Origin of the sequence: Halomonas sp. HAL1, assembly GCF_030544485.1 — a bacterium.
GTDB lineage: Bacteria > Pseudomonadota > Gammaproteobacteria > Pseudomonadales > Halomonadaceae > Vreelandella > Vreelandella arctica.
This window is the reverse complement of record NZ_CP130610.1, coordinates 945620-969469: the sequence shown is the minus strand read 5'-3', so window position 1 is coordinate 969469 and position 23850 is coordinate 945620. Positions and strand designations below refer to the sequence as shown.

At 55.4% G+C, this 23850-nt stretch carries 20 protein-coding genes; 11 read left to right on the top strand and 9 right to left on the bottom strand.

The window, feature by feature from the left end:
• Positions 1-2: 2 nt before the first annotated feature.
• Together Q3Y66_RS04605 and Q3Y66_RS04600 are read right to left on the bottom strand one after the other, a co-directional pair.
• The gene (locus Q3Y66_RS04605) at positions 3-557 is read right to left on the bottom strand and encodes a DUF1415 domain-containing protein (protein WP_008957714.1); all 555 of its coding nucleotides are present in this window, start codon (positions 555-557) and stop codon (positions 3-5) included.
• A gap of 104 nt (positions 558-661) precedes the next feature.
• A complete protein-coding gene (locus tag Q3Y66_RS04600; RefSeq protein WP_008957715.1) occupies positions 662-1348 on the bottom strand; it encodes a GntR family transcriptional regulator in 687 nt (228 codons plus the stop codon).
• Between the two features lie 179 nt (positions 1349-1527).
• Between Q3Y66_RS04600 and Q3Y66_RS04595 the strand changes: the two genes are divergently transcribed.
• The 8 genes from Q3Y66_RS04595 (at position 1528) to Q3Y66_RS04560 (ending at position 10034) form a co-directional block, all read left to right on the top strand.
• Positions 1528-2097: a chromate transporter gene (locus Q3Y66_RS04595; RefSeq protein WP_008957716.1), complete on the top strand. Its 570-nt coding sequence runs from the start codon at positions 1528-1530 to the stop codon at positions 2095-2097.
• Entirely contained in the window at positions 2094-2624 is a 531-nt protein-coding gene (locus Q3Y66_RS04590; protein WP_008957717.1) for a chromate transporter, read from the top strand. Before Q3Y66_RS04595 ends, Q3Y66_RS04590 begins: the two co-directional genes overlap by 4 nt.
• Before the next feature lie 141 nt (positions 2625-2765).
• On the top strand, positions 2766-3758 hold the full coding sequence (locus tag Q3Y66_RS04585; protein ID WP_193365455.1) for a tripartite tricarboxylate transporter substrate binding protein: 993 nt from the start codon (positions 2766-2768) through the stop codon (positions 3756-3758).
• A 67-nt stretch (positions 3759-3825) separates the two neighbouring features.
• On the top strand, positions 3826-4296 hold the full coding sequence (locus Q3Y66_RS04580) for a tripartite tricarboxylate transporter TctB family protein (RefSeq protein WP_008957719.1): 471 nt from the start codon (positions 3826-3828) through the stop codon (positions 4294-4296).
• Positions 4297-4309: 13 nt separating this feature from the next.
• Positions 4310-5824, top strand: a complete 1515-nt coding sequence (locus Q3Y66_RS04575) for a tripartite tricarboxylate transporter permease (protein WP_008957720.1) — start codon at positions 4310-4312, stop codon at positions 5822-5824.
• Positions 5825-5870: 46 nt separating this feature from the next.
• Positions 5871-7478, top strand: a complete 1608-nt coding sequence (locus Q3Y66_RS04570) for a gamma-glutamyltransferase family protein (protein ID WP_008957721.1) — start codon at positions 5871-5873, stop codon at positions 7476-7478.
• A gap of 144 nt (positions 7479-7622) precedes the next feature.
• Positions 7623-9485 (top strand): ABC transporter ATP-binding protein, encoded by a 1863-nt coding sequence (locus Q3Y66_RS04565; protein WP_008957722.1) that lies wholly within the window; start codon positions 7623-7625, stop codon positions 9483-9485.
• A 300-nt stretch (positions 9486-9785) separates the two neighbouring features.
• Positions 9786-10034, top strand: coding sequence for a hypothetical protein (locus Q3Y66_RS04560; RefSeq protein ID WP_008957723.1), 249 nt, complete (start codon positions 9786-9788; stop codon positions 10032-10034).
• 166 nt (positions 10035-10200) lie between these two features.
• On the opposite strand, the gene arfA is transcribed toward Q3Y66_RS04560, so the two are convergent.
• The 6 genes from arfA to Q3Y66_RS04530 form a co-directional block, all read right to left on the bottom strand.
• The gene (gene arfA, locus Q3Y66_RS04555) at positions 10201-10350 is read right to left on the bottom strand and encodes an alternative ribosome rescue factor ArfA (RefSeq protein ID WP_008957724.1); all 150 of its coding nucleotides are present in this window, start codon (positions 10348-10350) and stop codon (positions 10201-10203) included.
• 110 nt (positions 10351-10460) lie between these two features.
• Complete coding sequence (gene dkgB, locus Q3Y66_RS04550) at positions 10461-11270, bottom strand: 2,5-didehydrogluconate reductase DkgB (protein WP_008957725.1); 810 nt, start codon at positions 11268-11270, stop codon at positions 10461-10463.
• 102 nt (positions 11271-11372) lie between these two features.
• The gene (locus Q3Y66_RS04545) at positions 11373-13088 is read right to left on the bottom strand and encodes a bifunctional protein-serine/threonine kinase/phosphatase (protein ID WP_008957726.1); all 1716 of its coding nucleotides are present in this window, start codon (positions 13086-13088) and stop codon (positions 11373-11375) included.
• Positions 13089-13156: 68 nt separating this feature from the next.
• Positions 13157-13966 carry a formate/nitrite transporter family protein gene (locus Q3Y66_RS04540; protein ID WP_008957727.1) on the bottom strand — a complete coding sequence of 270 codons (810 nt, stop codon included), beginning with the start codon at positions 13964-13966 and terminating at the stop codon, positions 13157-13159.
• A gap of 77 nt (positions 13967-14043) precedes the next feature.
• Positions 14044-14943, bottom strand: a complete 900-nt coding sequence (gene cobA, locus Q3Y66_RS04535) for a uroporphyrinogen-III C-methyltransferase (protein ID WP_008957728.1) — start codon at positions 14941-14943, stop codon at positions 14044-14046.
• Complete coding sequence (locus tag Q3Y66_RS04530; RefSeq protein ID WP_008957729.1) at positions 14903-17644, bottom strand: nitrate reductase; 2742 nt, start codon at positions 17642-17644, stop codon at positions 14903-14905. The genes cobA and Q3Y66_RS04530 overlap by 41 nt, the downstream gene beginning before the upstream one ends.
• 750 nt (positions 17645-18394) lie before the next feature.
• Here Q3Y66_RS04530 and Q3Y66_RS04525 point away from each other — a divergent pair.
• Genes Q3Y66_RS04525 through nirD form a run of 3 tightly spaced genes read left to right on the top strand, consistent with a single transcriptional unit; the run spans position 18395 to position 22705 of the window.
• Entirely contained in the window at positions 18395-19708 is a 1314-nt protein-coding gene (locus Q3Y66_RS04525) for an NAD(P)/FAD-dependent oxidoreductase (protein ID WP_008957730.1), read from the top strand.
• A 41-nt stretch (positions 19709-19749) separates the two neighbouring features.
• Positions 19750-22272: a nitrite reductase large subunit NirB gene (nirB, locus tag Q3Y66_RS04520; RefSeq protein ID WP_035586756.1), complete on the top strand. Its 2523-nt coding sequence runs from the start codon at positions 19750-19752 to the stop codon at positions 22270-22272.
• 31 nt (positions 22273-22303) lie between these two features.
• Positions 22304-22705, top strand: coding sequence for a nitrite reductase small subunit NirD (gene nirD, locus Q3Y66_RS04515; protein WP_008957732.1), 402 nt, complete (start codon positions 22304-22306; stop codon positions 22703-22705).
• Between the two features lie 109 nt (positions 22706-22814).
• Here the strand turns inward: nirD and Q3Y66_RS04510 are convergent, their stop codons facing one another.
• The gene (locus tag Q3Y66_RS04510) at positions 22815-23651 is read right to left on the bottom strand and encodes an alpha/beta fold hydrolase (RefSeq protein WP_008957733.1); all 837 of its coding nucleotides are present in this window, start codon (positions 23649-23651) and stop codon (positions 22815-22817) included.
• Positions 23652-23850 lie beyond the last annotated feature (199 nt).

Genomic DNA, 23850 nt, shown 5'->3' with positions numbered 1-23850 from the left:
GTTTAGCCATTAACGTCAAAACAGCGTTGCAGCTGCTGCTCTGCAGTGTCGCTGCCCATCGCCGTTAACTTGGCAATATTGCGTTCGGGAATAGCGTCGGTGTCGCCATAAAACTCGATCGCCTTTTCAACGCTCTCTTCGCGTAGCAGATGCACCATGGCGTAGGGAGAGCGGTTGGAATAATTAGAGGCATCATCGGGTTCGGCACCGTCAAAGCAATAATCTGGATGAAAAGTGGCTAACTGATAAACACCTTCATAGCCCTGGTCGACCAGGATACTTTCTGCAAGCTCCACAAAATCCAAGTAGTGATCAAAGCTTTTAAACAGCGTCGGGAACACCAGCAGCGTGGTTTCTGTTTCGGGGTGCTCATCCAACCACTGCACTTCCACCATCAGCTCCTCAAGCGCCACTTCAATTTTTTTAGAGCGCACCACTTCCACACGAATCGTTTCACGCTCCAACTCCCGCTGCGCAAACGGGCAAATGTCATGCGCCACAATAAAGGTGCGCACCCAGTTCAGCGTTTGCGCGACTATTTGGTTATCTGTGTGCATAGCACTCTCTTTACTCATCTGGACGGCGACGACTGACGTTATATGGACAGCAGTTTACACACTGCAGACACGCGGTGTCGTCGCTACCGGGGCAGTTTCTCCTGCTAGGCGTGCTCTTGATAGCGTTTCAGGGCAACTTCATAAGATTTATGAATATGATCATCCATTAGTTCACGCGCCGCTTTAGCATCACGCTGTAATGCCAGCTCCACGAGTTGATGATGCTGCTCATCCAACTCTTGACGAATCGTCGGCATTTTCGGCCCCAGGCGGCGGTAGCGGTCAAACTGATCATGCAACTGTTCAATAAAACGCAATAACCAAACAGAGCCACAGGGGGCGACTAACGTACGATGAAATTGCGTATGCAGACGCTCCCACTCCTCGCCTTTATCCAGGGTGATATCGGCGCGCTTCAGGCGGTGCGCCGCGGCTAATAAGTCAGCCTCCCAGAGCGAATCACCGTTAGCAATCGCCCGCACTAATGCCATGCCCTCCATTTCCAAGCGCATCTGGGCGATATCGTCCAGCTCATCCCGTGAAAGCTTCGGCACACGAAAACCGCGTTGATTTTCCTGAATTAATAATCCATAAGCCGCCAATTTATTGAGCGCTTCCCGCAGAGGGCTCAAGCCAACTTGGTAATGCTCTTTGAGCGCATTGATGGCGAGTTTTTCACCCGCTACAAAGCGTCCACCGACGAGATCCTTACGTAAATTATCAAATACACGACTTGATGCAGTACCTGCTGGACCTACTGGCGTTGCTACCTTGGGTAAAGAATTATTCATGACGATATCCTTTATTCATCTCAGTTCCCGCTGTCCATTCAATTTTTCACGGTTGACGTCGGATCGGGCACTACCTATATTCTATATTAGACAAGATAATCGATTTTTTAACCTACAAACGATAAATAAGGTCTGGGTATGCTTCTGATCACCCCATTAGCTTTACGGGAAACGCGTCCATGAAATCACGCGGCACCTCCTGGCAACTGTTCTGGGCTTTTTTCCGCGTCGGCATTTTTGGTTTCGGTGGCGGCCCGGCCATGATTCCTCTGGTGCGCGCCGAAGTTGTCACTCGCCATCATTGGCTGACCGATGAAGAGTTTGCCGACGTGCTGGCGATCGGCAATACCTTACCCGGCCCTATTGCCACCAAAATGCCAGGCTACATTGGCTATCGCGTGGGCGGTGTGACCGGCTGTATTGCTGCCGTGATTGCCATTATCTTGCCAATGATTGTGGCAATGATTGTCATGTTAGGCATTTTTAGCCGATATCGCGATGTGGCATGGATTCGCGGTATGGGCCAAGCAGTAGTGCCGGTGGTGATGGTGATGATGGCACAACTCACCTGGGACTTTTTTGATAAATCACAAGCGGCCCTTGGCTGGCTGGTTAGTATCGCCATGGCCATTGTTGCCGCTGGCTTGATCTACTGGCTTGGCGTTCATCCCGGCTGGGTGATTGGCGCTATTCTCGCTGCCGCCCTACTGCGCCCTGCCGGTAAGAAAAAAGCGGAGGGGCCAGCATGATCTATTGGGAGCTCTTTTTAGCTTTTTTTATCCCGAACATTATTGGCTACGGCGGTGGCCCGGCGATTATCCCTCTGATCGAGGCTGAGGTGGTTGGCCGTTATGACTGGATGACCGCGCAAACCTTTGCTGAAACATTAGCCCTAGGCAACGCCCTGCCCAGCCCTATCGCCACCAAAATGGCGGGCTACGTGGGTTATGAAGTCGCCGGTATTGGCGGGGCCTTCATCGCGGTGGCCGCCACGGTTATTCCAACGTTGCTATTAATGCTCGGCGCACTGGGGCTGCTGTACCGTCATCGTGATTCACCAAGGGTTAAGCGCATGAGCCAGTGGGTTCGCCCCGTTATTGCCATGATGATGGCTTGGCTAACCCTGGGGTTCCTGCTCGAAAGCCTCAACAGTAGCGGCACAATTCACACTCTTATCATTGGGGTAGTCGCGGCTATTGCACTGATGCGCTTCAAAACGCACCCCGCCTTTGTCGTCATGGGCGCCTTGGTTTATGGAGGGCTGTTTCTCGGCTAACACTCACTGACACACGATCTCGTCAATAGACGATTGTGTGGTGACAACAAGAACCCGATAACGGGACCACGCGCTCACCACGCCGCTGCAGTTGGAGCGGCATCCCACAACACCAAACTCAATCTATAAAGGTGTAAAAGAATGACGCGTTCAACATTTACTCTAAGTACGACTCTAAGTACTACCCTCGCCGCCATCGGACTTGCGTCTAGCATGGCAATCGCCTCCACCGCCCAGGCTGATTATCCGGAACAGGATATCCGCTTGATCATCCCTTACGGCCCGGGCGGAGCAACCGATATTCTTTTCCGGCTCATCTCCCAAGAGGCTGAAAAGACGTTGGGTGAATCCATCGTTCCCGTCAATATGGCAGGCGCAGGGGCGACCCTGGGTTCTCGCAATGTGAAAGACGCTGACCCCGATGGCTACACCCTGCTTGGCAGCCACGACACCATCGCGCTTTCTAAGTTAGCAGGCACCGTCGATTACTCGTTTGATGCCTTCGAGCCCATCGCACTACTCACCCAAACCATCAATATTCCCACCGCACATGCCAATCACCCTGTGCAGAGCGCCGATGAAATTGCTGACTATGTGAGTGAAAACCCAGGCCAAGTGCGCTTCAGTATGATTCCTAGCTCTACTGACCACTTTTTCTGGGCACAGTTTTTCCAGGAAACGGGCATCGATATGGCCGATGTGCGCTTAGTCGGCTACCCCGATACGGGCGAACAGGTATCGGCGCTGATGGCGGAAGAAGTCGACTTCGCGATGTTTAATTTGCCATCAGGCGGTGCATTTTTTGAAGACGGCACCTTCCGCGCCCTAGGCATCGCTCATCCAGAACGTCTTGAAAGCATGCCGGATGTCGCCACCCTGCGCGAGCAAGGCATTGAGATGGACCACTCCACCAGCCGCGGCATTTTTGCGCCTAAAGGAACGCCTCAGGAAGTCCTCGACACCATCGCTAACGCTTATGAACAAGCCCTGGAAAACGAAGAAGTACAGAGCCGTATCGAAAATGAGTTTGGCTCGGTAGTGAGATTTCTAGCAGGCGATGATTATCAAGCGTTCTTGGATGAGAACGAAGCGGCGCTAAGTGCGGCTGCCGAAAACATCGATTTCCAGAACTAAGAACGACTAAGAATGCATTCCCTAGCCCTCGTTTGTACGTGGGCTAGGGTTGCTGGAGGCATCGCTAATGCTAACGCTAACGAAAGACCGCGCCTTGGCGCTGGCGCTGCTCTTGATTGTGGCCGTCATGTGGGTGGAATCAGGCAGCATTGCCCCGCCCACCAGCTGGCAGCCGTATGGGTCAGCGCTGTTCCCACGCATTTTATTGGTAGTGATCGGCGTTTTTTCACTGCTCATTCTGGTGCGTTCCTTATTGGTAAAAGTGCCTGAGCGGGCTGGCGCGAAGCAGCTCATTGGTGAGTGGTTTCAAAGCCGACGCACCATACTCGCTCTGTTTCTACTGTTTGGGCTTTATGCCGCGCTACTTCCAGTGGTGGGTTATATCGCGGCGACCATCGGCTTTCTGGTCGCCTCTCTTGCGCTGCTGATGGGGATCAATACGCGACGTAAATGGATGATCAATCTCACCCTCAGCTTCACCTTGGCTATCGTGATATTTGTCGTTTTCCGCTATGGCCTGAATGTTTGGCTGCCTTAACCTGGAGACAATAATGACGAACTTTTTCCTCCAAGCGCTCGCTGAGGTCGGCACGCCATCGGTCTTGGGCCTGATCATTATTGGCGTACTGTTTGGGATTGTGGGCGGTAGTATTCCTGGTTTTACTGTCACCATGGCCATTTTAGTGGTCTTCCCGTTCACGTTTGCGATGGACCCGGTAAGCGGCGTTTCATTGATGGTCGGTGTGTTTGTAGGGGGTTACTCAGGCGGCATTGTGTCTGGCGTTATGCTGGGCATACCCGGTACACCCTCTTCTATTACTACCGTTTATGACGGCTACCCGATGGCACAGAAAGGCGAACCTGGCCGTGCCCTGGGCATTGGCGTCGCTTCATCCTTTTTAGGCACCCTCATCAGCGTGGCGGTACTGGTATTCTTCGGCCCGCTAATTGCCAGCTTCAGCATGAATTTCCGCCCTTGGGAAATCACTGCGTTGATCGTTTTCGCGCTGACGCTTGTGGCAGGGCTTTCCAGCGGCGCTCTACTCAAAGGCCTGATGGCTGCGGCTTTGGGGCTCTTAATCACAACCGTTGGTTATGACCGCAACAGTAATCTGCGCTTTGACTTTGGCCTGCCAGCGATGGGTTCTGGGTTTGAAATTCTCCCCGTGATGATCGGCATATTTGCTTTCTCCCAGCTGCTTGGCAATATCGAGAAGCTTAAGGACGAGAAAAGCGAAGCCAAGAAAATCGATACCAATGTCACGATTCCCTACGGCCAAATACTCAAAGATATGACGGGGCAAAAGCTGAACACGCTGCGCTCTTCTTTAATTGGCAGCTTGGTGGGCGCACTTCCTGGCACGGGCGGCACCGTCGCTAACTTTTTGAGTTACGACCAAGCCAAGAAATTTTCTCGCCATCCGGAAGAGTTTGGCACCGGTACCCCCAGCGGCATTGTGGCTTCTGAAGCCTCCAATAGCGCGGTCGCAGGTGGTGCATTCGTGCCAACGCTTGCACTAGGGATACCGGGCGATTTGCCCATGGCGATCATGATGGGCGTACTGATTCTCCACGGTATTACGCCGGGCCCCATGATGTTTGAGCAAAACCCGGTATTGGTTGGCGCTATTTATGCCAGCCTGCTAATTGGCGCAGTCGTCATGGTGCTTTGCAACCTGCTGCTAGTGCGCTGGTTCGCCAAGATATCGCTGATCCCTCAACAGATCCTCGTTCCCGTTGTGTTGATGTTGTGTGCCATTGGCGCTTACGCCCTGAATAACAATCTATTTGATATTTGGGTGCTGTTTATCTTCGGGGTCATTGGCTACCTGCTTTGGAAAGCGGAAGTACCGCTGACGCCGCTAATACTGGGTGTGGTGCTCGGCGACAATCTTGAACGCCAGCTATTCCGCGCCCTTGAGCTTAATGAAAGCTGGACGACCTTTTTGACCCGACCACTCTCTGCGCTTTTCTTAGCGTTAGCCGTCGCATCCATTCTGTTTTCGCTCTATCAGGATCGTAAGATCCAGCGCTTAAAGAATGCCGCTCTGCGCGAAAACATTTGATATTCAAATAATTTAGATCAACAGCACTGCTTAAAAGGAAACTGGTATGCAACAAGATGCACTTTTCTACCCCAGCGCCTCGCGCCGGATGGCAACGTTCGGTAAACGTGGCATGGTCGCTACTTCTCAGCCGTTAGCGGCGCAGGTGGGTATTAGCATACTGCAGCAAGGGGGCAATGCGATTGATGCCGCGATTGCCGCCGCTGCTGCATTAACGGTAGTGGAACCCACGTCGAATGGGATAGGAAGCGACGCCTTTGCTATTGTCTGGGTCGACGGCAAACTACATGGCCTCAACGCCAGTGGCCCCGCCCCGCAAGCGGCGACCATTGAAGCGCTGAAAGCACTCGGCCATGACACCGTGCCAAACCACGGCATGCTGCCTGTTACGGTACCCGGCGCTCCTGCTGCGTGGGCGGCACTGTCTGAGCGCTTTGGCAAGTTGCCGTTTGCAGCGTTGCTAGCCCCTGCCATTGCGCTGGCAGAAGAAGGCTTCCCTGTGTCTCCCGTTATCCATCAAATGTGGAAGGACGCCTTCACCAACTATTCAGCCTATAGCGAGGCTTCTTTCAAACCTTGGTTTGATACGTTTGCCCCCGAAGGTCGAGCACCGGAAGCGGGTGAACTGTGGCGCTCGGAAGGCCATGCTAAAAGCCTAAAAGCGATTGCCGACACCCACGCCAAGGCATTTTATGAGGGCGAACTGGCCGAGGCTATCGACGCCTTTTCCCGCGAACACGGCGGCTTGTTACGCAAAGAAGATCTGGCGGCTTACCGACCGGAGTGGGTCGACCCGATTAGTGTGCGCTATAAAGGCCATGATATTTGGGAAATCCCTCCTAACGGCAGCGGCATGATCGTGTTGCAAGCGCTGGGTATGCTTGAGCACTTAGGCGAAGAAGGACGCGATCCGGTGGAAACGCTGCACCGTCGCATTGAAGCCACCAAACTAGCCTATGTCGATGGCTTCGCACATGTTACTGACCTTGATGCTATGCGCCCCACCATTGATCAGATGCTGGCCGACGATTATTTGAAGTCCCGTGCTGCACTGATTGGTGAACAGGCAGTTGACCCAGTACACGGCAACCCGATTCAGGGCGGCACGGTGTATCTGGCAACGGCTGACAGCGATGGCAATATGGTGTCACTGATTCAAAGTAACTTTAAAGGCTTTGGCTCGGGCATGGTCGTTCCCGGCACTGGCATCAGCCTGCAAAACCGTGGCTGGTCATTCTCTCTCGACCCGCAGCACCCTAATGCTCTGGCGCCCGGCAAACGCACCTATCACACCATCATCCCCGGCTTTATCACCAAAGATAATCAAGCCGTTGGGCCGTTTGGCGTGATGGGCGGCTATATGCAGCCGCAAGGTCATGTGCAGGTGGTAACGGCGATGCTAGAAGATCAGCTTAACCCCCAAGCGGCCCTCGATATGCCCCGCTGGAAGTGGACCAAAGGCAAAACCATCGAAGTCGAAGCCGATTTTCCTAATCATTTAGCGCTTGCGCTGGCACGCCGGGGGCACGACATCGTCAAAGTTGCCGATTCCATCAGCTTTGGCCGTGGGCAAATCATTCTGCGCGACCCTAAAACGGGCGTATTGCAAGGCGGCACCGAGCCTCGCACCGACGGGGCCGTGCTGCCCTGGTAAATCGCCGCCCTGATAAGCATCTATACAGGTAATTCCCTCTCCGCCGCGTTGCCGTTGAAGGCAACCGGCGGTTGAGCTGGCTATCCACGCTTAACCACCGCATCATGGCACTCCTTTTTTACTCGGTGTTTTGCCAGTCTAACTATGTCACCACCTTCTGAATCTACCTCCTCCTCACCGTTAAGCGGTTTTTTTGGCGTGTTTCGATACAGCCGCCGCGCGCTTGGCTTGGTGTGGGAAACGTCCCGCTGGATGATGCTGGGCTTAGCACTGTGCACGTTAGTCGCTGGTGTGCTTCCCGCTGTGGCGGCCTGGGTAGGCCAATTGATTGTGGATGGCGTGGTAAGTGCCATGGACGCTCATCAAGCTGCCACTGACCCCAACCTGCTAGTGTCCATTGCTCCGGTACTCAAGCTGGTGGGGATTGAAGCCGTTATTATTGCGCTGATTGCCCTAGCTCAGCGCGGGCTTTCGGCCCAGCAGTCGCTGTTAAGAGCGCTGTTAGGGCAGAAGGTCAATGTGATGATTCTCGAGAAAGCTGGCCAGCTGTCACTTAGCCAGTTTGAGGATTCAGAACTTTATGACCAGCTCACCCGGGCGCGGCGTGAAGCGTCTACGCGCCCACTTGCGCTGGTAAACAAAACCTTTGGGTTGCTGCAAAATGCGATCTCCCTGGGTAGTTTTGGGGTACTGCTGGTGCAGTTCTCTCCTTGGGCATTGCTGATCCTGGTAGCTGGTGCGCTGCCGGTATTTGTATCCGAGGCCAAATTCTCGGGCGATGCTTTTCGGTTGTTCCGCTGGCGTTCACCGCAAACCCGTATGCAGATTTATTTAGAGACGGTACTTGCACGGGAAGACAGCATTAAAGAGGTCAAACTGTTTGGTCTTGAAGGGCTGTTTCTTAAACGCTACCGCGATATTTTCACCCAGCTGTTTGCAGAAGATCGTCGTTTAACCCTTCGCCGGGAAAGCTGGGGATTTCTGCTCGGCTTGCTCGGCACCTTAACGTTTTACGCTGCCTACGGCTGGGTGGTGATTGAAACCATTGCCGGGGCACTGACGTTGGGTCAAATGACCATGTATTTAATGGTTTTCAAGCAAGGCCAAGCGGCGCTCTCCGCTAGCCTTACCGCCATTAGCGGCATGTACGAAGATAACCTTTATCTATCCAATCTTTATGAGTACCTGGAGCAACCGGTTGAGGCCGAAAATGGCACGCTCACACAAGGAGCACGGCCTGGGGATGGGCTGCGCTTTGAGAATGTCAGTTTCTCTTATCCTGGCGGCGACTCTGTTCTGCAAGATCCAGTTCTACACGATATTTCGCTGCACCTCTCCCCTGGGCAGAGCTTGGCGTTGGTGGGTGAAAACGGCTCTGGCAAGACCACGCTGATCAAACTTTTGACGCGACTCTACCAACCTACTCAAGGCCGCATTCTATTAGACGGTAGCGACCTACGTGACTGGAGCGCTCAAGCGCTGTATGAGCGTACCGGCGTCATCTTTCAGGACTTCGTGCGCTATCAGCTACAGGTGGGTGAGAACCTTGGCGTTGGCGATACCCATGCCTTTGACAATGAACAGCGCTGGCAGCAAGCCGCACGTCACGGCATGGCGGATGAGTTTATTACACGCATGGGGAATGGCTACAAAACCCAACTGGGCCGCTGGTTTAAAAATGGCCAAGAGCTCTCCGGCGGCCAGTGGCAGAAAATCGCCCTCTCAAGGGCCTATATGCGAGAGAACGCAGATATTTTAGTCCTGGATGAACCCACTGCCGCCATGGATGCCGCCGCAGAAGCCGAAATATTTACCCGTTTTCGCGAACATAGCCGCGACAAGATGGCGATACTGATCTCGCACCGCTTCTCCACAGTACGCAGTGCTGATCTCATTTTAGTGATCGACCAAGGGCATATTATTGAACGTGGCACCCATGAAGCGTTGCTGGAAACTGATGGACGATACGCAAAGCTGTTTAAGTTACAGGCGGCAGGATACCGCTGATAAACAGTTGACGCTCATATAACCATCGGTTAAAAGATAAGAGCTGTCTTTAAAGAGCAGCTTCATTATTTAACGATATTTTCTCAGAGACCTTCTCATGCGCTGGCAAATCCCCGCGACACGAATGAATAAGCTGCATCGCATTATTAATAATGCGATATCAGCTTATTATTGTCGCGCGCCAGAGATGTAGAGAGGAAATTGGCCGCGGCAAGTGTCGCGGCCATGTTGTTTTATCGTTACCTTTGAGACTCCCTGATCGCGATGTTGCCCGGCCTCCTAACCCAGGAGACCGACCCCATGGCAATCGCAACCATTACCCGCAAACTACTCAGCGCTTTCACCCACTATCGTACCCAGCGGCGCTTTTACGAAGACCCGCGCTTTCATGACCCGCACCTGTTAAAAGATATCGGTTTACGCTGGGAGCAGGGCCAGCTGGTATCCATTCATGGTGTAGAGGAACCAAGTCAGCGCAACCAACGCCATCAGGCTGAAACCCGCGACGCCTACGAAAAATGTCCACACTGTGGGAGTAGGCTGGCATAGCCAACGCCCCGGTCACAGGAAGTGGCCGGGGCGTTTTCAGTGGCGTGCCACGCCTGGCGCGCAATAAAAAAGCCGATCCATTGGATCGGCCAAGCTGATGGGATATTGCACAGTATGGGGAATACTGTGCAGAGATGCCTGGGGAGAGCATCGCCAAAACGCCGGGTTAGGCGGCTTGGCGATGCCCTCCCAGAGAATTGCGTCCTTTCCGGGAGTAGCTCCCTTTACCTTTTTTCGGGGTTTGCTGCTGCATTTTAAACATCGGCGTTCGCAGCTGCGCTTTTAAAGCGTTGTCTTTTATCTTGCGCTGTTTCATCGTTTTCTCCATTCTTTTAAAGATGCCTGCCTGGGCAGGCAACTACTACGACACATACTATTAATTGAAGTTCATCGTTTAGCGTTTCAAGTTCTGGTTATTCATTCCTCTTACTCATCCCAGAGCGGCGCTATTTCAGGGTTGGCGATACGCTCTTTACGATCCAACTTGGCGATTTCCGTCATCTCGCTGTCGCTCAAGACTAAGTCAAAGGCGGCAATGTTGCTTTGAATATTTCGCGCCTTGGTCGATGAAGGAATCGTAATCATATTGCGCTGTTTTACCCAAGCAAGGGCAATTTGAGCGGGCGTAACGTTATGTGCGTCGGCGATCTGCTTAAGGGTCGGGTCATCCATTACTTTGCCCACGGCCAGGGGCATAAAGGCAGTAATCTGAATGTCATGCTGCTTGCAGTGATCGACCAGTTTACGGTTCTGTAAGAAAGGATGAACCTCGATCTGGTTGGTGAGAATTTCACCTTTACCCAAAATGCTGACCGCTTCATCCACCTGTGCGATGGTAAAGTTGGAAATGCCGATATTGCGCGCTTTCCCCTCGGCTTTGACCTCTTTAAGCGCCGTCAGGTAATCGACCATCGGCACTTCATCCTCTGGGGACGGCCAGTGGATCAGCAGCAGGTCAACGTAATCGGTGCCTAATTTCTGCAGGCTTTCGTCCACGCTGGCTTTAAGCGTTGCAGGCTCAAGGTTGTCGAACCACACCTTGGTGGTTAGGAAAATATCGCTGCGTGGCACGCTGCTGGCGCGAATCGCCTCCCCTACCCCTTTTTCATTGCCATAAAACTGTGCCGTGTCGATGTGCCGATACCCGACCTCAAGCGCTGTGTGGATACTCTGCTTGAGCGTATCGCCTTCCAGGCGAAAAGTACCAAAACCGGGGTTGGGTATCACAATCTGCATCATTAACGTCCTTTTCTATTGATAGCGTGTTAACTAACATGGGATGACAGCCTCCCCACTTCAACCCCACTGTTTGTTGTTTCCTGATCAGAGACCGCGCCATCACCGCAATAACAGCGCGATAACCACTAGCGCCAATACTAGTGAAACGCCCTTCCAGAACAGCACCGGGTCGCGCTCCAGCAGCGGTAATTGGGCACGTTTCAGCACTTCTTGGCTTGGCGAGCGTAGCTCGAAAATAAACTCCGAAAGTGCCGTAAAACGTTTGTGGGGAGTGGGATGTAGTGCCTTTTTGAGCACCTCATCTACCCAAGCGGGCAGTTCACGGTTCTCGCTAAGCGCCGATTGGTAGGCAAGCTTATGTTGCGCTGCCCGAGTGCGGGTTTTGGCCACCTCGGTGCCATAGGGCAGCGTACCGGTTAGCATCTGATAGGTAATCACTGCCAGTGAGTACTGATCCGAACGGGGTGTGCCACCTTCACCCAGAAAATACTCCGGCGCGGTGTACTGGGCAGTGCCTAGAATGTCGTCGCTAGTCGCATTGACCTCTTCGGCAAGACCCGCCACCTTGGCAGCGCCAAAATCGATCAGCTTCACCGTTCCGTGGCTATCGATCATGACGTTATCAGGGCGTAAATCCTGATGCAGCATTTCCAGACGATGAAAGGCGCGCAGCCCCTTGGCAATCTGCTCGACGATGGGACGAACGCTGGCTAATTCAGCGTTGGGGTGGTCGCGCATCCACTGGGTCAGGGTTTGCCCTTCGATATACGCCAGCACGGTGTAAAGGTAGCGGCGAGGGTGCTCTTGGGTGGGGGCTTTAAGCACGTGCTGATTATCGATGCGCCGTGCAATCCACTCTTCGCGCACAAACCGCTCAATACTCGCCGAGTCTTGGCTTAGCTCGGTTGAGAGGGTTTTTAGTGCCACCTTCTCGCCACTCGCTACCTCTTCCGCCAGGTAGACATGGCTGCGACTGCTGGCATGCAGTTGACGCACAACGCGGTAGCCGTCCAGCTCGCTTCCTGCACGCAATTCAGACGGTGACGGCAGGGTGCTAAGCGCCGCGTAGAGTTCATTAGCGTGGCGCTCAGGCAGCGTATCAATGCGCACAATTTGCACGGTGAGGTTGTCGTCGCTGCCATTATCGATAGCGGCAGAGATTAGCGCCTCAGCAGCCGCGTCGAGATCGCCCCAGTGGGCGTGAATCAGCGCGGCCATTTCGGTGCCGGTTAGCCACTCATAAACACCGTCGGTAGTGAGTACAAACACATCGCCCACACTCAGCGTTACCGAGGAATAATCCAACTCCAGGTGCTGGCTGGCCCCCATGGCGCGGCTTAAATGACTGACTTCCCGGGATGCCCAAAAGCGATGATCCTCGGTCAGTGGCTCCAGCGTCTTGCCGGCGAGCTGATAGATGCGGCTATCGCCAACGTGAAACAGGTGCGCAGTGGTGGATTTAATCACCATCGCGCTCAGGGTACACACATAGCCACGATCCAGGTTGTAGCGGTACTGGCTCTGCCGGGTTTGGGCGTAAAGCCACGCATTGGTGGCCTGCAGCACCCTCTGGGCGGAGGTTTTAACCGCCCAGGTAGCCGGGGTGGCGTAGTAGTCTGTTAAAAACCCACCCACCGCCGCTTCACTCGCTTCCCGGCTCACTTCGCTGCTGCTGATCCCATCCGCTAACGCGATCGCAATGCCTTTGGTGGCGCGCTGGGGGTCGCTGGGTAGATAAGCGCCGTAAAAATCCTGATTGCTTGGCTTGCGCCCTTTATCAGAGTGCTGGCCGAGCGAAATGGTCAGCGCTGCCATTATGCTTCCCCTAAAAAGCCTCCGCCGGAGCGAAGGCTTGGATAAGTGACAAACTGCTGCCTATCAGATCATAGGGCTTTTTGCGGCGCGGTACGCACGTGGGTGGTGTAGAGCGTCAGGCCAGTTAACGCCAAACCACCGATCAAGTTACCCAGCACTACCGGAATTTCATTCCAGATCAGGTAATCCATAATCGAGAAGTTACCGCCCATCATCAGCCCGGAGGGGAACAGAAACATGTTGACCACCGAGTGTTCAAAGCCCATACCGAAGAACAGCATGATCGGCATCCACATGGCAATCACCTTACCGCTCACCGTGGTTGAGATCATCGCGCCCACTACCCCCAGCGAAACCATCCAGTTGCACAGTATGCCGCGGATAAAAATCGTCGCCATGCCGCCAGCGCCATACTCTTTATAACCCACGGTGCGTCCTTCGCCCACTTCACCAATGACCCGCCCCACTTCGCTGGGTTCGGTGCTAAAGCCGTAGGTGAACACAATCGCCATGAGAAAGGCAACCGTTAATGCCCCACCAAAATTACCGATAAACACAATGCCCCAGTGCTTGAGAATACGATTAATCGTCACCCCAGGCCGTTTATCCAGCCACGCCAGCGGCGTTAACACAAACACCCCGGTCAACAGATCAAAGCCCATTAGATAGAGTATCGAGAAGCCCACCGGAAACAGGATGGCGCCGATAATCGGGTAGCCGGTTTGCACCGCTACGGTCACCGCAAACACCGCCGCGATGGCCAAAATAGCCCCCGCCATAAAAGCGCGAATCAGTGCATCACGGGTAGACATGTGAAGCTTGGCTTCGCCAGCATCGACCATCTTGGTAGCAAATTCAGCAGGCAATAAGTAGGACATAGAGAGCTTTTCCTTTGTTGTGGGTTTTAAGGGACAGAAGGGTTAGCAGCATAAAACGCGCACAGCAAACCCTGCCGTTAAGGCGTGGTTTGCGGTGCAGAGCAAAAATTGGTGGCTAGGGCAGCGGGCGTCGTGGCGACTCTTTGCACCACACTGCCCACCACAATCAAACAGGGTGACGGTAAGGGAGTTGCGGCGAGTTTTTCGGGCATATCCGCCAGCGAGCCCACCAGCGACTGCTGTTCACTCTGGCTGGCGTTGGCCACCAGCATGATCGGCCACTCATCCGGCAGGCCTGCTTGGCGTAGGCCGTGGCAAATTGCATTCACTTTGGAAAGCCCCATGTAAAACACCAGGGTTTCATCTTTGCGCGCCAGTGCTTGCCAGTCCGGCGTGCCGTCTTCGCGGCATAGCTGGGCGGTAACAAAGCGCAGTTGCTGCGCATGGCCACGATCGGTGAGCGGGATACCCATGCAGGCCGCGGCGGCAGAGGCCGCGGTAATTCCCGGCACAATAGTGGCAGCCACCTGGGCGGCGGCCAGGGCATCCAGCTCCTCGCCCATGCGCGCAAACACAGCCGGGTCGCCGCCCTTAAGCCGCACTACCGATTTCCCTTCACGGGCGAGTTTTACCATCAGCCCACCGATTTCCGCTTGCGGTACGCTGTGATGGCCGCGGGCTTTGCCAACGTAGTAGCGCTCGCTGCTGCTAGGAATCAGTGCCAGAACGTCATCCCCTACCAAGCGGTCATACACCACGGCGTCTGCCTGCATAAGTAAGCGTGCAGCCTTGAGGGTTAACAGCTCTGCATCGCCGCTGCCCGCGCCGACCAAGTAAACCTGCCCGGCGCGGCACTCGCCACGCAGTGGCAAACGTATGTCAGCAGCATGCTGAACCAACGGCGTTAACGCGCGGTGCGATAACCGCATAAAGGCGTTAAACCACTTCTGTAGCAAGGGGTTGCTTAGTGCGGGCATTGGGCCGCTCCTCTTCAATCAGTGATTTCAATTCGGGAATACAGCTACCGCACTGGGTGCCGCAAGCGAGTCTGGCGCCCAACGCTTCTACGCTGGTGTCGCCCTCGCGGATAGCATTGACGATGGTGGTTTGGCCTACTTGGTGGCAACTGCATACCACCGGGCCGGTATCCGCAGCGCCGTCGTCACAGCCGGCTAATAGGCGGCGGCGGTGGGTATCGCTCAGCGCCGCCTCGTTAAAACGCGCTTCCAGCCACGCTAACCCTGGCAACTCGTTGGGCGGGCCAACCATCAGCCACCAGCGCAACTGACCGTTTTCCACGCAGGCGGCACGCAGACGTGCGTTAGTGGGGTCTTGGCTGACCACCGCCACTTCCCCAGGCAGCCACTCTTTCAACTGCGCCAACCAATCGTTAACCGACTGCGTATGGGCAAGTTGCCAGCGCTGGCAGCCGCGCATGGGAATACGTGTCCAATAGGCACTGGTGCACCAAGGTGTTGATTCCGTTGCCCCTCCGGCGACCAGTAGAGTGGCCTGCCAATCAGTAGCCAGAGGCGCCAGCGCCACGGCGCCGTGCTTAGATTCAGGCTGCCCAGAGAGCGGGTCGGTAATGCTGTCGATCAGCGCGCTGCTTCTGGCCTGCTGGGTAAAGCAGTCAGTCCAGTGGATGGGTACGAAAACCTCACCGCGGCGTTGGGCATTGGAGACCCGCACCCGAGCGCGAAATTCGCCTTTCGCGGCGGTTAACACTGCCAGCCCTTGATCCATAACACCGGCGGTGTGGGCATCCTCTGGGTGCACATCCATAAAGGGTTCGGCGCGGTGATTCATTAACCGCGGTGAGCGAGCGGTGCGGGTCATGGTGTGCCACTGATCACGAATCCGGCCGGTGTTCAGACGCAGTGGGTAAGCGGTACTCAGCGCCTGTTCAGGCCCTTGGGGCGTGATCGCCAGCAGCTTGGCGCGACCATTCGCGGTGGCAAATTTGCCATCCTCAAACAGCCGTGCCGTGCCATGGGGGGCGGCCTTTGTGACCGGCCATTGAATCGGTGCTAAGGCGTCGTAACCATCCCGGCCCAGGCCCACCAAACCTGATATATCAAACAACCGCTGCGGGCTGCCGGGCACTGTGCTGTTATCAACTCCGTTTTCAAGCCCGTTTTCAAACCCAGAGAGACGAGCGTGCTCGTCGAAAATCTCCCAGGGATGCGCATAGTTAAACGCCTCGGCAAACCCCAGACGATTCGCCACCTCACACATTATCCACCAGTCGTGGCGGGCTTCACCTGGGGGTGGCAGCATGCCCCGCTGGCGGGAGATGCGCCGCTCGGAGTTAGTCACGGTGCCATCTTTTTCCGACCAGCCCGAGGCTGGCAGCACGATATCTGCATAAGGCAGCAAATCAGTATGGGCGGCACACTCAGAGACAATCACCAGCGGGCATTTTTCCAGCGCAGCGCGCACCCGCGCGGCATCGGGCAGGCTAATCGCGGGATTGGTGGCCATCACCCAGAGCGCTTTTATCTCGCCTCGCTCAATGGCTTCAAACAGTTCCACCGCTTTATAACCCGGCTCTTCCGGCAGAATGGGCGTGAGATTATCGGTCGCCCAGAAACGGCTGACCAGATCAATGGCGCCGGGGGTGTGGTAATCCATATGCGCAGCTAGCTGGTTTGCCAGCCCACCTACTTCGCGCCCGCCCATGGCATTGGGTTGGCCGGTAATCGAGAACGGCCCTGCCCCCGGCAAACCGATTTTTCCGCCCGCCAGGTGGCAGTTAATAATCGCATTGCATTTATCGGTGCCGCTAGCGGATTGGTTAACGCCCTGGGAATAGAGCGTGACCACATGCAGTTGGCTGGCAAACCAGTAGTAGAAGGTTTCCAGACGCTCGGGGTCGACATCACAGGCAGCCGCTACTTCCGCCACCGACCCAGCGGTTTGTTGAGCTGCCGCTAAGGCCTTTTCAACGCCTTCGGTGTGACGCTCAAGATAGAGGGTATCGAGCTTGCGACGCTTTGCCATCCACGCCAGCAGACCATTAAATAGGTAAGCATCGCTGCCCGGCTTAATCCCCAGGTAGAGGTCAGCGATTTCACAGCTATCGGTCACGCGCGGGTCGATGACGACCAAGCGCATCAGAGGGTTGCGCTCTTTAGCGACTTTAATGCGTTGGTAAAGCACCGGATGGTTCCAGGCCAAGTTGGAACCCACCAACACGACCAACTCCGCCTCTTCCAAGTCTTCGTAGTTGCACGGCACCGCATCCGCACCGAAAGCACGCTTATAGCCAGCCACCGCGGAGGCCATGCACAGTCGCGAGTTGGTATCTAAATGAGGCGTGCCCAAAAAGCCTTTAAACAGCTTATTGGCCACATAGTAATCTTCAGTTAAGAGCTGCCCCGACAGGTACGCCGCTACGCTATGATTGCCATGCTCGGCCCGCAGGGCGTTTAAACGCTCAGCGGTGGTGTTCAGTGCGGACTCCCAGGCAACCTCAACGCCATCTACACGTGGGTGAGTCAGGCGGCCCTGCTCACCCAACGTCTCATGCAGCGCAGAACCTTTGACACACAGCCGACCATAATTCGCAGGGTGCTCACGGTCGCCCTCGACAGCGCTCAGCGTGCCCGCTTCAATGGTCGCCGTCACGCCACAGCCGACGCCGCAGTAGGGGCATGTGGTTTTGGCCTGAGTCATAGCTACTCCTCGGATTCCTCATTCGCGCCAAGCATAAAAAAACGCCCAGTCCCGTTCTCTAATGCGCTCTATAAACGCATTTAGAGAAGAGGGCTGGACGTCGTTGCCACAGCGCACCTTCTTCGGTGCAGTACTCTTTGCAGTAGTCTCTTCAAACAATTGAAGACTTACTAACAGCTACACATTTTCTAACGGCTAGTTGTTTTTCTAACGGCTTTGGAATTGTTCGCTGCCATCGCCAAACAATGAGCGCTTATTCCTTGTTAACTCACTTATTGCCTTGATAGCTGCAAGAGCCAAGCCGACAACCGGCCTATTGAAAATTAACTACTGAAAAACAAATAGTTAAAAAAACAAAAGGTCTTCACGCAACGCTCCTTTTGGCACGGTGGTCACGCTAAATGGCGTGTGAGAGTGCACACCGCCTCCCTTTTCGCACCATCGCTGTGCAGCCTGCTCTAACAGCGATGCGACTGTTCCCCTACCATCATTTCCTAAACAACTGACGTGCTTGGATAAATGGTGATTAATGGCCAGTTGGCTAGTTCCTTGCTTTATACACGGTAAGGTTTTTAATCAGCTGGCAGCCAATGGCGGTTGCCGCGCGTTTAAAGCATAGATTTTAAACAACGCTATCGGGCAACGACGCCCCTGATGCTCCCTCTTTCTCCACATTGTGGAAAGGAAGGTGCGTTAGGGGCGTTTTTTGTTTGGTGCTCAAGAAGCCACAAAGACACAGAGGAGCCACCCATGGAAACCACTTCCCGGTGCTCACACAATGATCATCTCAATGACCACCTGGTGATTATTGGCAACGGCATGGCCAGCCACCGCCTGATTGAGGCGTTGGTGAAACTACCCACGCGTCCTCAGCACATCACGGTGATTGGCGCTGAGCCAACTCCCGCTTATAACCGTATTCTGCTCTCGCCACTGCTGGCCGGCGAGATGACTCAGGACGCACTTACTCTGCGTGATACTCAGTGGTACGAGGACCAGGGTGTCACGCTGATTCTTGGCGAAAAAGTCGACGCCCTTCATCGCGACCGCCGAACCGTGGTCACCCACACCGGCCGCACACTGCCTTACGACCACCTAGTGCTTGCTACCGGCTCGCGCCCAGCGATGCCCGATGTACCTGGGATTGAGCTTGCGGGCGTGCACGGTTTTCGTGACTTGCAAGATGCTGATGCGCTGACCGACATCGCTCAACGTGGTGGTGAGGCAGTCGTGATTGGCGGCGGCCTGCTAGGCCTAGAAGCTGCCGAAGGACTGCGTAAGCGCGGCAACGATATCAGCGTCAGCGTGCTCCAGCGCAGCGAACGGCTAATGAACCGCCAGCTGGATACGACCGCCTCACACCTGCTTGAAAACGAACTGGCCCAGCGCGGCTTGAAGGTTATTACCGGCGCCCAGTTAGCGCGGCTAGAAGGCGACGCCCATGGACAGGTCAGCAAGATTCATCTTGATGATGGCCGCCAACTGGCTGCCACGAGCGTCATTATCGCGGCTGGCATTACGCCTAACGCAGCACTTGGCCACCAAGCAGGTCTGACCACCGAGCGCGCTATCGTGGTGGATGAATTTCTCACCACTAGCGACCCGGCTATCTCAGCGCTGGGCGAGTGCTGCCAATTTGATGGCACTACTTATGGCTTGGTGGAACCGATCTGGCGTCAGGTGGAAGTACTCGCCGCCCGGCTAGGTGGCACGCCTACCCTTGGCTACACGGATGCCCCCAGCGCCACCAAACTCAAAATCAGCGGCGTGGCGCTCTACGCCTTTGGCCCCACCGAGGCCAGCGCCGAGCACGAAGTGCTGAGCTACCACGATATTGAGCGCGGCGACTACCGCCGCCTGCTGCTGCGTGACGGCCAGATAGAGGGCGCGGTGCTTTACGGCGACACCAGCCAAGGCCCTTGGTACTTCGAGCAAGCGCTAGCCGGGAGCGATCTGAATAACTGCCGTCAGGCGCTGCTTTTTGGCGCCGCCGACGTTAGCGCCCTACAGGCAGCCCAAGGCGATTCTGACACTTCTCATCTTCCTACTTCAGAGGCGGCATAACGATGGTTACTAATAATGTTACTAACGACGTTACTCAGAACATGACTACTCCTGAACAGCTCATCATTATCGGCAACGGCATGGTCGGCCATCACTTGGTCGAGCAGCTCGTCGATAACGGCGCCCTTGAGCGCTACAAAGTCACCGTGTTTGGCGAAGAGCGCCACCGCGCCTACGACCGAGTACATCTATCTGAATACTTCAGCGGCCGTGATGCCGATTCGCTGGCGCTTTGCGAAGCGGATTACTACGACGTAAGCGGCGTAGAACTACGCTCTGGCGAGGCCGTGATCGAGATCGACCGCAACGCGCAAGAAGTGGTCACCGACCAAGGCCGTTACCCGTATGACCGCCTGGTGCTGGCCACCGGCTCCTTCCCCTTTGTGCCGCCGATTCCTGGTAATGACCGCGATGGCTGCCTGGTGTACCGCACCCTGGACGATTTAGACGCGATCCAAGCCGCCGCCGAAAACGCGACTACCGGCGTAGTGGTGGGCGGCGGCCTGCTCGGTTTGGAAGCGGCGAACGCCCTACGCGGTTTGAATCTTGATACGGCGGTGGTGGAATTCGCTTCACGCCTGATGCCCATGCAGGTTGATAACGAAGGCGGCGAGCTGCTGCGCGAAAAAATCGAAGCGCTGGGCGTACAAGTACTCACCGAGCGCGCCACCCAGCGTATAGAAGATGGCGAGGCGAGCCGTCACCGCATGGTCTTCCAGGACGACAAGGTGTTGGAAACTGACCTGATTGTGTTCTCGGCGGGCATCCGCCCCCGCGACCAGCTAGCTCGCGACTGCGGCCTGGAGATTGGCGAACGCGGTGGCATCGTGGTGGATAATCAGTGCCTGACCAACGACCCGGCTATTCTCGCGATTGGCGAAGTCGCACTATGGAACCAGAGCATTTTTGGCCTGGTAGCGCCGGGCTACCAGATGGCCAAAACGGCGCTGTCGACGCTAACCGAAGGCGATATCCAGTTTGGTGGCGCCGACATGAGCACCAAGCTCAAGCTGCTGGGCGTGGATGTGGGCTCGATTGGCGATGCTCACGGTAACCAGAACCCCGGCGCGCGGATGTTTCGCTACCTGGATCCCATCAAGCAGGAGTACCGCAAGCTGGTAGTCTCCAGCGATGGTAAAAAACTACTGGGCGCCATGCTGGTGGGCGACAACGGCGTTTACGACACGCTGTTGCAGTACTACTCCAACGGCATTGAGCTACCCGATGAACCCGCCTCGCTGATTCTGCCGCAAAGCAGCGGCGCCGCGCCCACGCTCGGCCCCGCTGCACTGCCGGAAACCGCCACTATCTGCTCATGCCATAACGTCACCAAGGGCGATATTTGCGCCACCATTGACGACGGCGCGGTTGATCTTGGTGGCGTCAAAGGCGCCACCAAGGCCAGCACCGGCTGCGGCGGCTGCACCGCACTGCTTAAAAGTGTGGTGGATCATGAGCTGGAAGCCCGCGGCGTTGAAGTCGATAAATCGATTTGCGAGCACTTCGCCCATACCCGCCAGGGGCTTTACGATATCGTTCGTGTCGAGGGCATTAAAACCTTCACCGACTTGATTGAAAAACACGGCAACGCCGACACCCACCGCCTGGGCTGCGACATTTGCAAACCCGCCGTGGCGTCCATTCTGGCCTCCTGCTTTAACGAGCCGATCACCGATGCGGCGCATATCCCGTTGCAGGATACCAACGACACCTTCATGGCCAACATGCAGAAGAACGGCACCTACTCGGTGGTGCCGCGTGTGGCTGGTGGTGAGATTACGCCCGATAAACTGATCGCCCTGGGCGAAGTGGCCAACAAATATAGCCTCTACTCCAAGGTGACCGGCGGCCAGCGTATCGACTTGTTCGGCGCGCGGCTGGAAGACCTGCCGGATATCTGGAGCGAGCTGATTGCCGCAGGCTTCGAGACTGGTCACGCCTATGGTAAATCGTTGCGCACGGTGAAATCTTGTGTGGGCAGCACTTGGTGCCGCTACGGCGTGCAGGACAGCGTTGGCATGGCGATCCAACTGGAGAACCGATACAAAGGCCTGCGTTCCCCTCACAAGATCAAATTCGGCGTTTCCGGCTGCACCCGCGAGTGTGCCGAGGCCCAGAGCAAAGACATTGGCATTATTGCCACCGAAAACGGCTGGAACCTCTACGTGTGCGGTAACGGCGGCATGCGCCCCCGCCACGCCGAACTGTTCGCCACGGATCTCGACGATGAGCAGCTCTACCGCACCATTGATCGCTTCTTGATGTTTTACGTGCGCACCGCTGACCGGCTGCAGCGCACCTCGGTATGGCGTGAAAATCTCGACGGCGGTCTGGAGTATCTCAAAGAGGTGATTCTCGAAGACAGTCTGGGTATCAACGACGAGCTAGAGCGTCAGATGCAAACCGTGGTGGATACTTACCAGTGCGAATGGGCAGACGCCATTAGCGACCCGGAAAAGCTCAAGCGTTTCCGCAGTTTCGTCAACGACGACCGCCCGGATCCGTCAATCATTATGACCTCCGAGCGCGGCCAGCCACGGCCAGCCCAGACTACTTCTCACTGACGCTTTTGAATAGCTATAGATGAGGCAACCCATGACCGCAACGGCACTGAAAAAAGAGATGGATATGGCGGATGTTCCAAACAGTAAGGCATGGCAAAAAGCCTGCACCAAAGCCGAGCTAGTCGCGTTCTCCGGCGTCGCCGCTTGGCTGGAAACCGCCGACGGTCCCGCCCAGGTCGCTATTTTCTACTTGCCCGGGCTGCGAGGGCAGAGCGATGAACTCTATGCTCTCGATCATCATGACCCTTTCTCGAACGCCAACGTAATCGCCCGAGGCATTGTCGGCGACCTTAAAGGCGCCCCAGTAGTCGCCTCGCCTATCTACAAGCAGCACTTCCGTCTTGAAGATGGCCAGTGTCTGGAGGATGAAAGCGTCAAACTGCGCACCTGGAAGATCGAATTTAAAGGTAATGAGGTGTGGGTTGAGGGGTAAAGGGGTTATTTAGCCCGATAAAACGACAACGCCGCCTTCAGGGCGGCGTTGTCGTTAGCAGGCGGTAACTCTCAAACGTTATTCATCCAGATGCTTATTCATCCAACCCCTAATCATTCATAAACTGAATCAGCGCCTGATTAAACGCATCTGGGTGCGTGGCATTCAGGCCATGCGGGCCACCCTTGATCACTTCCGTCTTCGCGTTGGGCAGTAGCTCCTGGGTCCGCTTGCCGCTTACCTCAAAGGGCACGATGCCGTCTGCATCACCGTGCAGCACTAGCGTGGGAATATCGATCTTAGGCAAGTCTTTGCGGAAATCGGTGTAGCTGAAGGCTTTGATGCAGTCGTAGGTCGCTTGGGGTGATGCAAAGGCGGCAATATCACGATGGTACTGGCGATTCGGTTCGCTGATTAAATCGCTGCGCTCACCGGCAGCAAAGAAGTTCTTGGTAAACTCTTCCAGGAAGGCGATGCGGTCGCCTTTTACTCCCTCTAGGAACTGATTGATCGTCGCATCGTCCAGGCCACCTTCGGGATTGTCGTCAGCTTTATACAGGTAAGGCGGCACAGCAGCGGCAAACACGGCTTTACTCACCCGGCCAGTGCCGTAGCTTGAGAGGTAGCGGGCCACTTCGCCGCCGCCCATGGAAAAGCCCACTAGAGTGGCATCGTGTAGATCCAGCTTGTCGATCAGCTTTTTAAGGTCTGATGCGAGCGTATCGTAGTCGTAGCCGCCATCGGCCTGCGTCGACCAGCCAAATCCCCGGCGGTCATAGGTCACAACTTTATAGCCCGCCTCAACGAGCGCTGGCACCTGTTTTTCCCATGAACGGCCACTGAGTGGCCAGCCATGAATGAGTACCACGGGCTTACCTGCCCCACGTACTTCGTAATAAAGCTCTACCGGCGTGCCCTGCTCCGTTCCTACGCTCAGCATTGGCATCGTCTCACCCTCCTGTTTGGCTTAACGTGAATCAATCAAATGTGCTCTAAGGTTAGTAGAACTAGCGGTGCTGTCCAAAAGAAGGCGTTGGGCAGTCTGGTCAGAAAACAGGACGGAAGACATCGGCACGGCGCCGTCGATAAGTTGCTAACAAAATTGCTATGCTTAGCGGCTATTTATACGGTGTGCACTCTGGAGC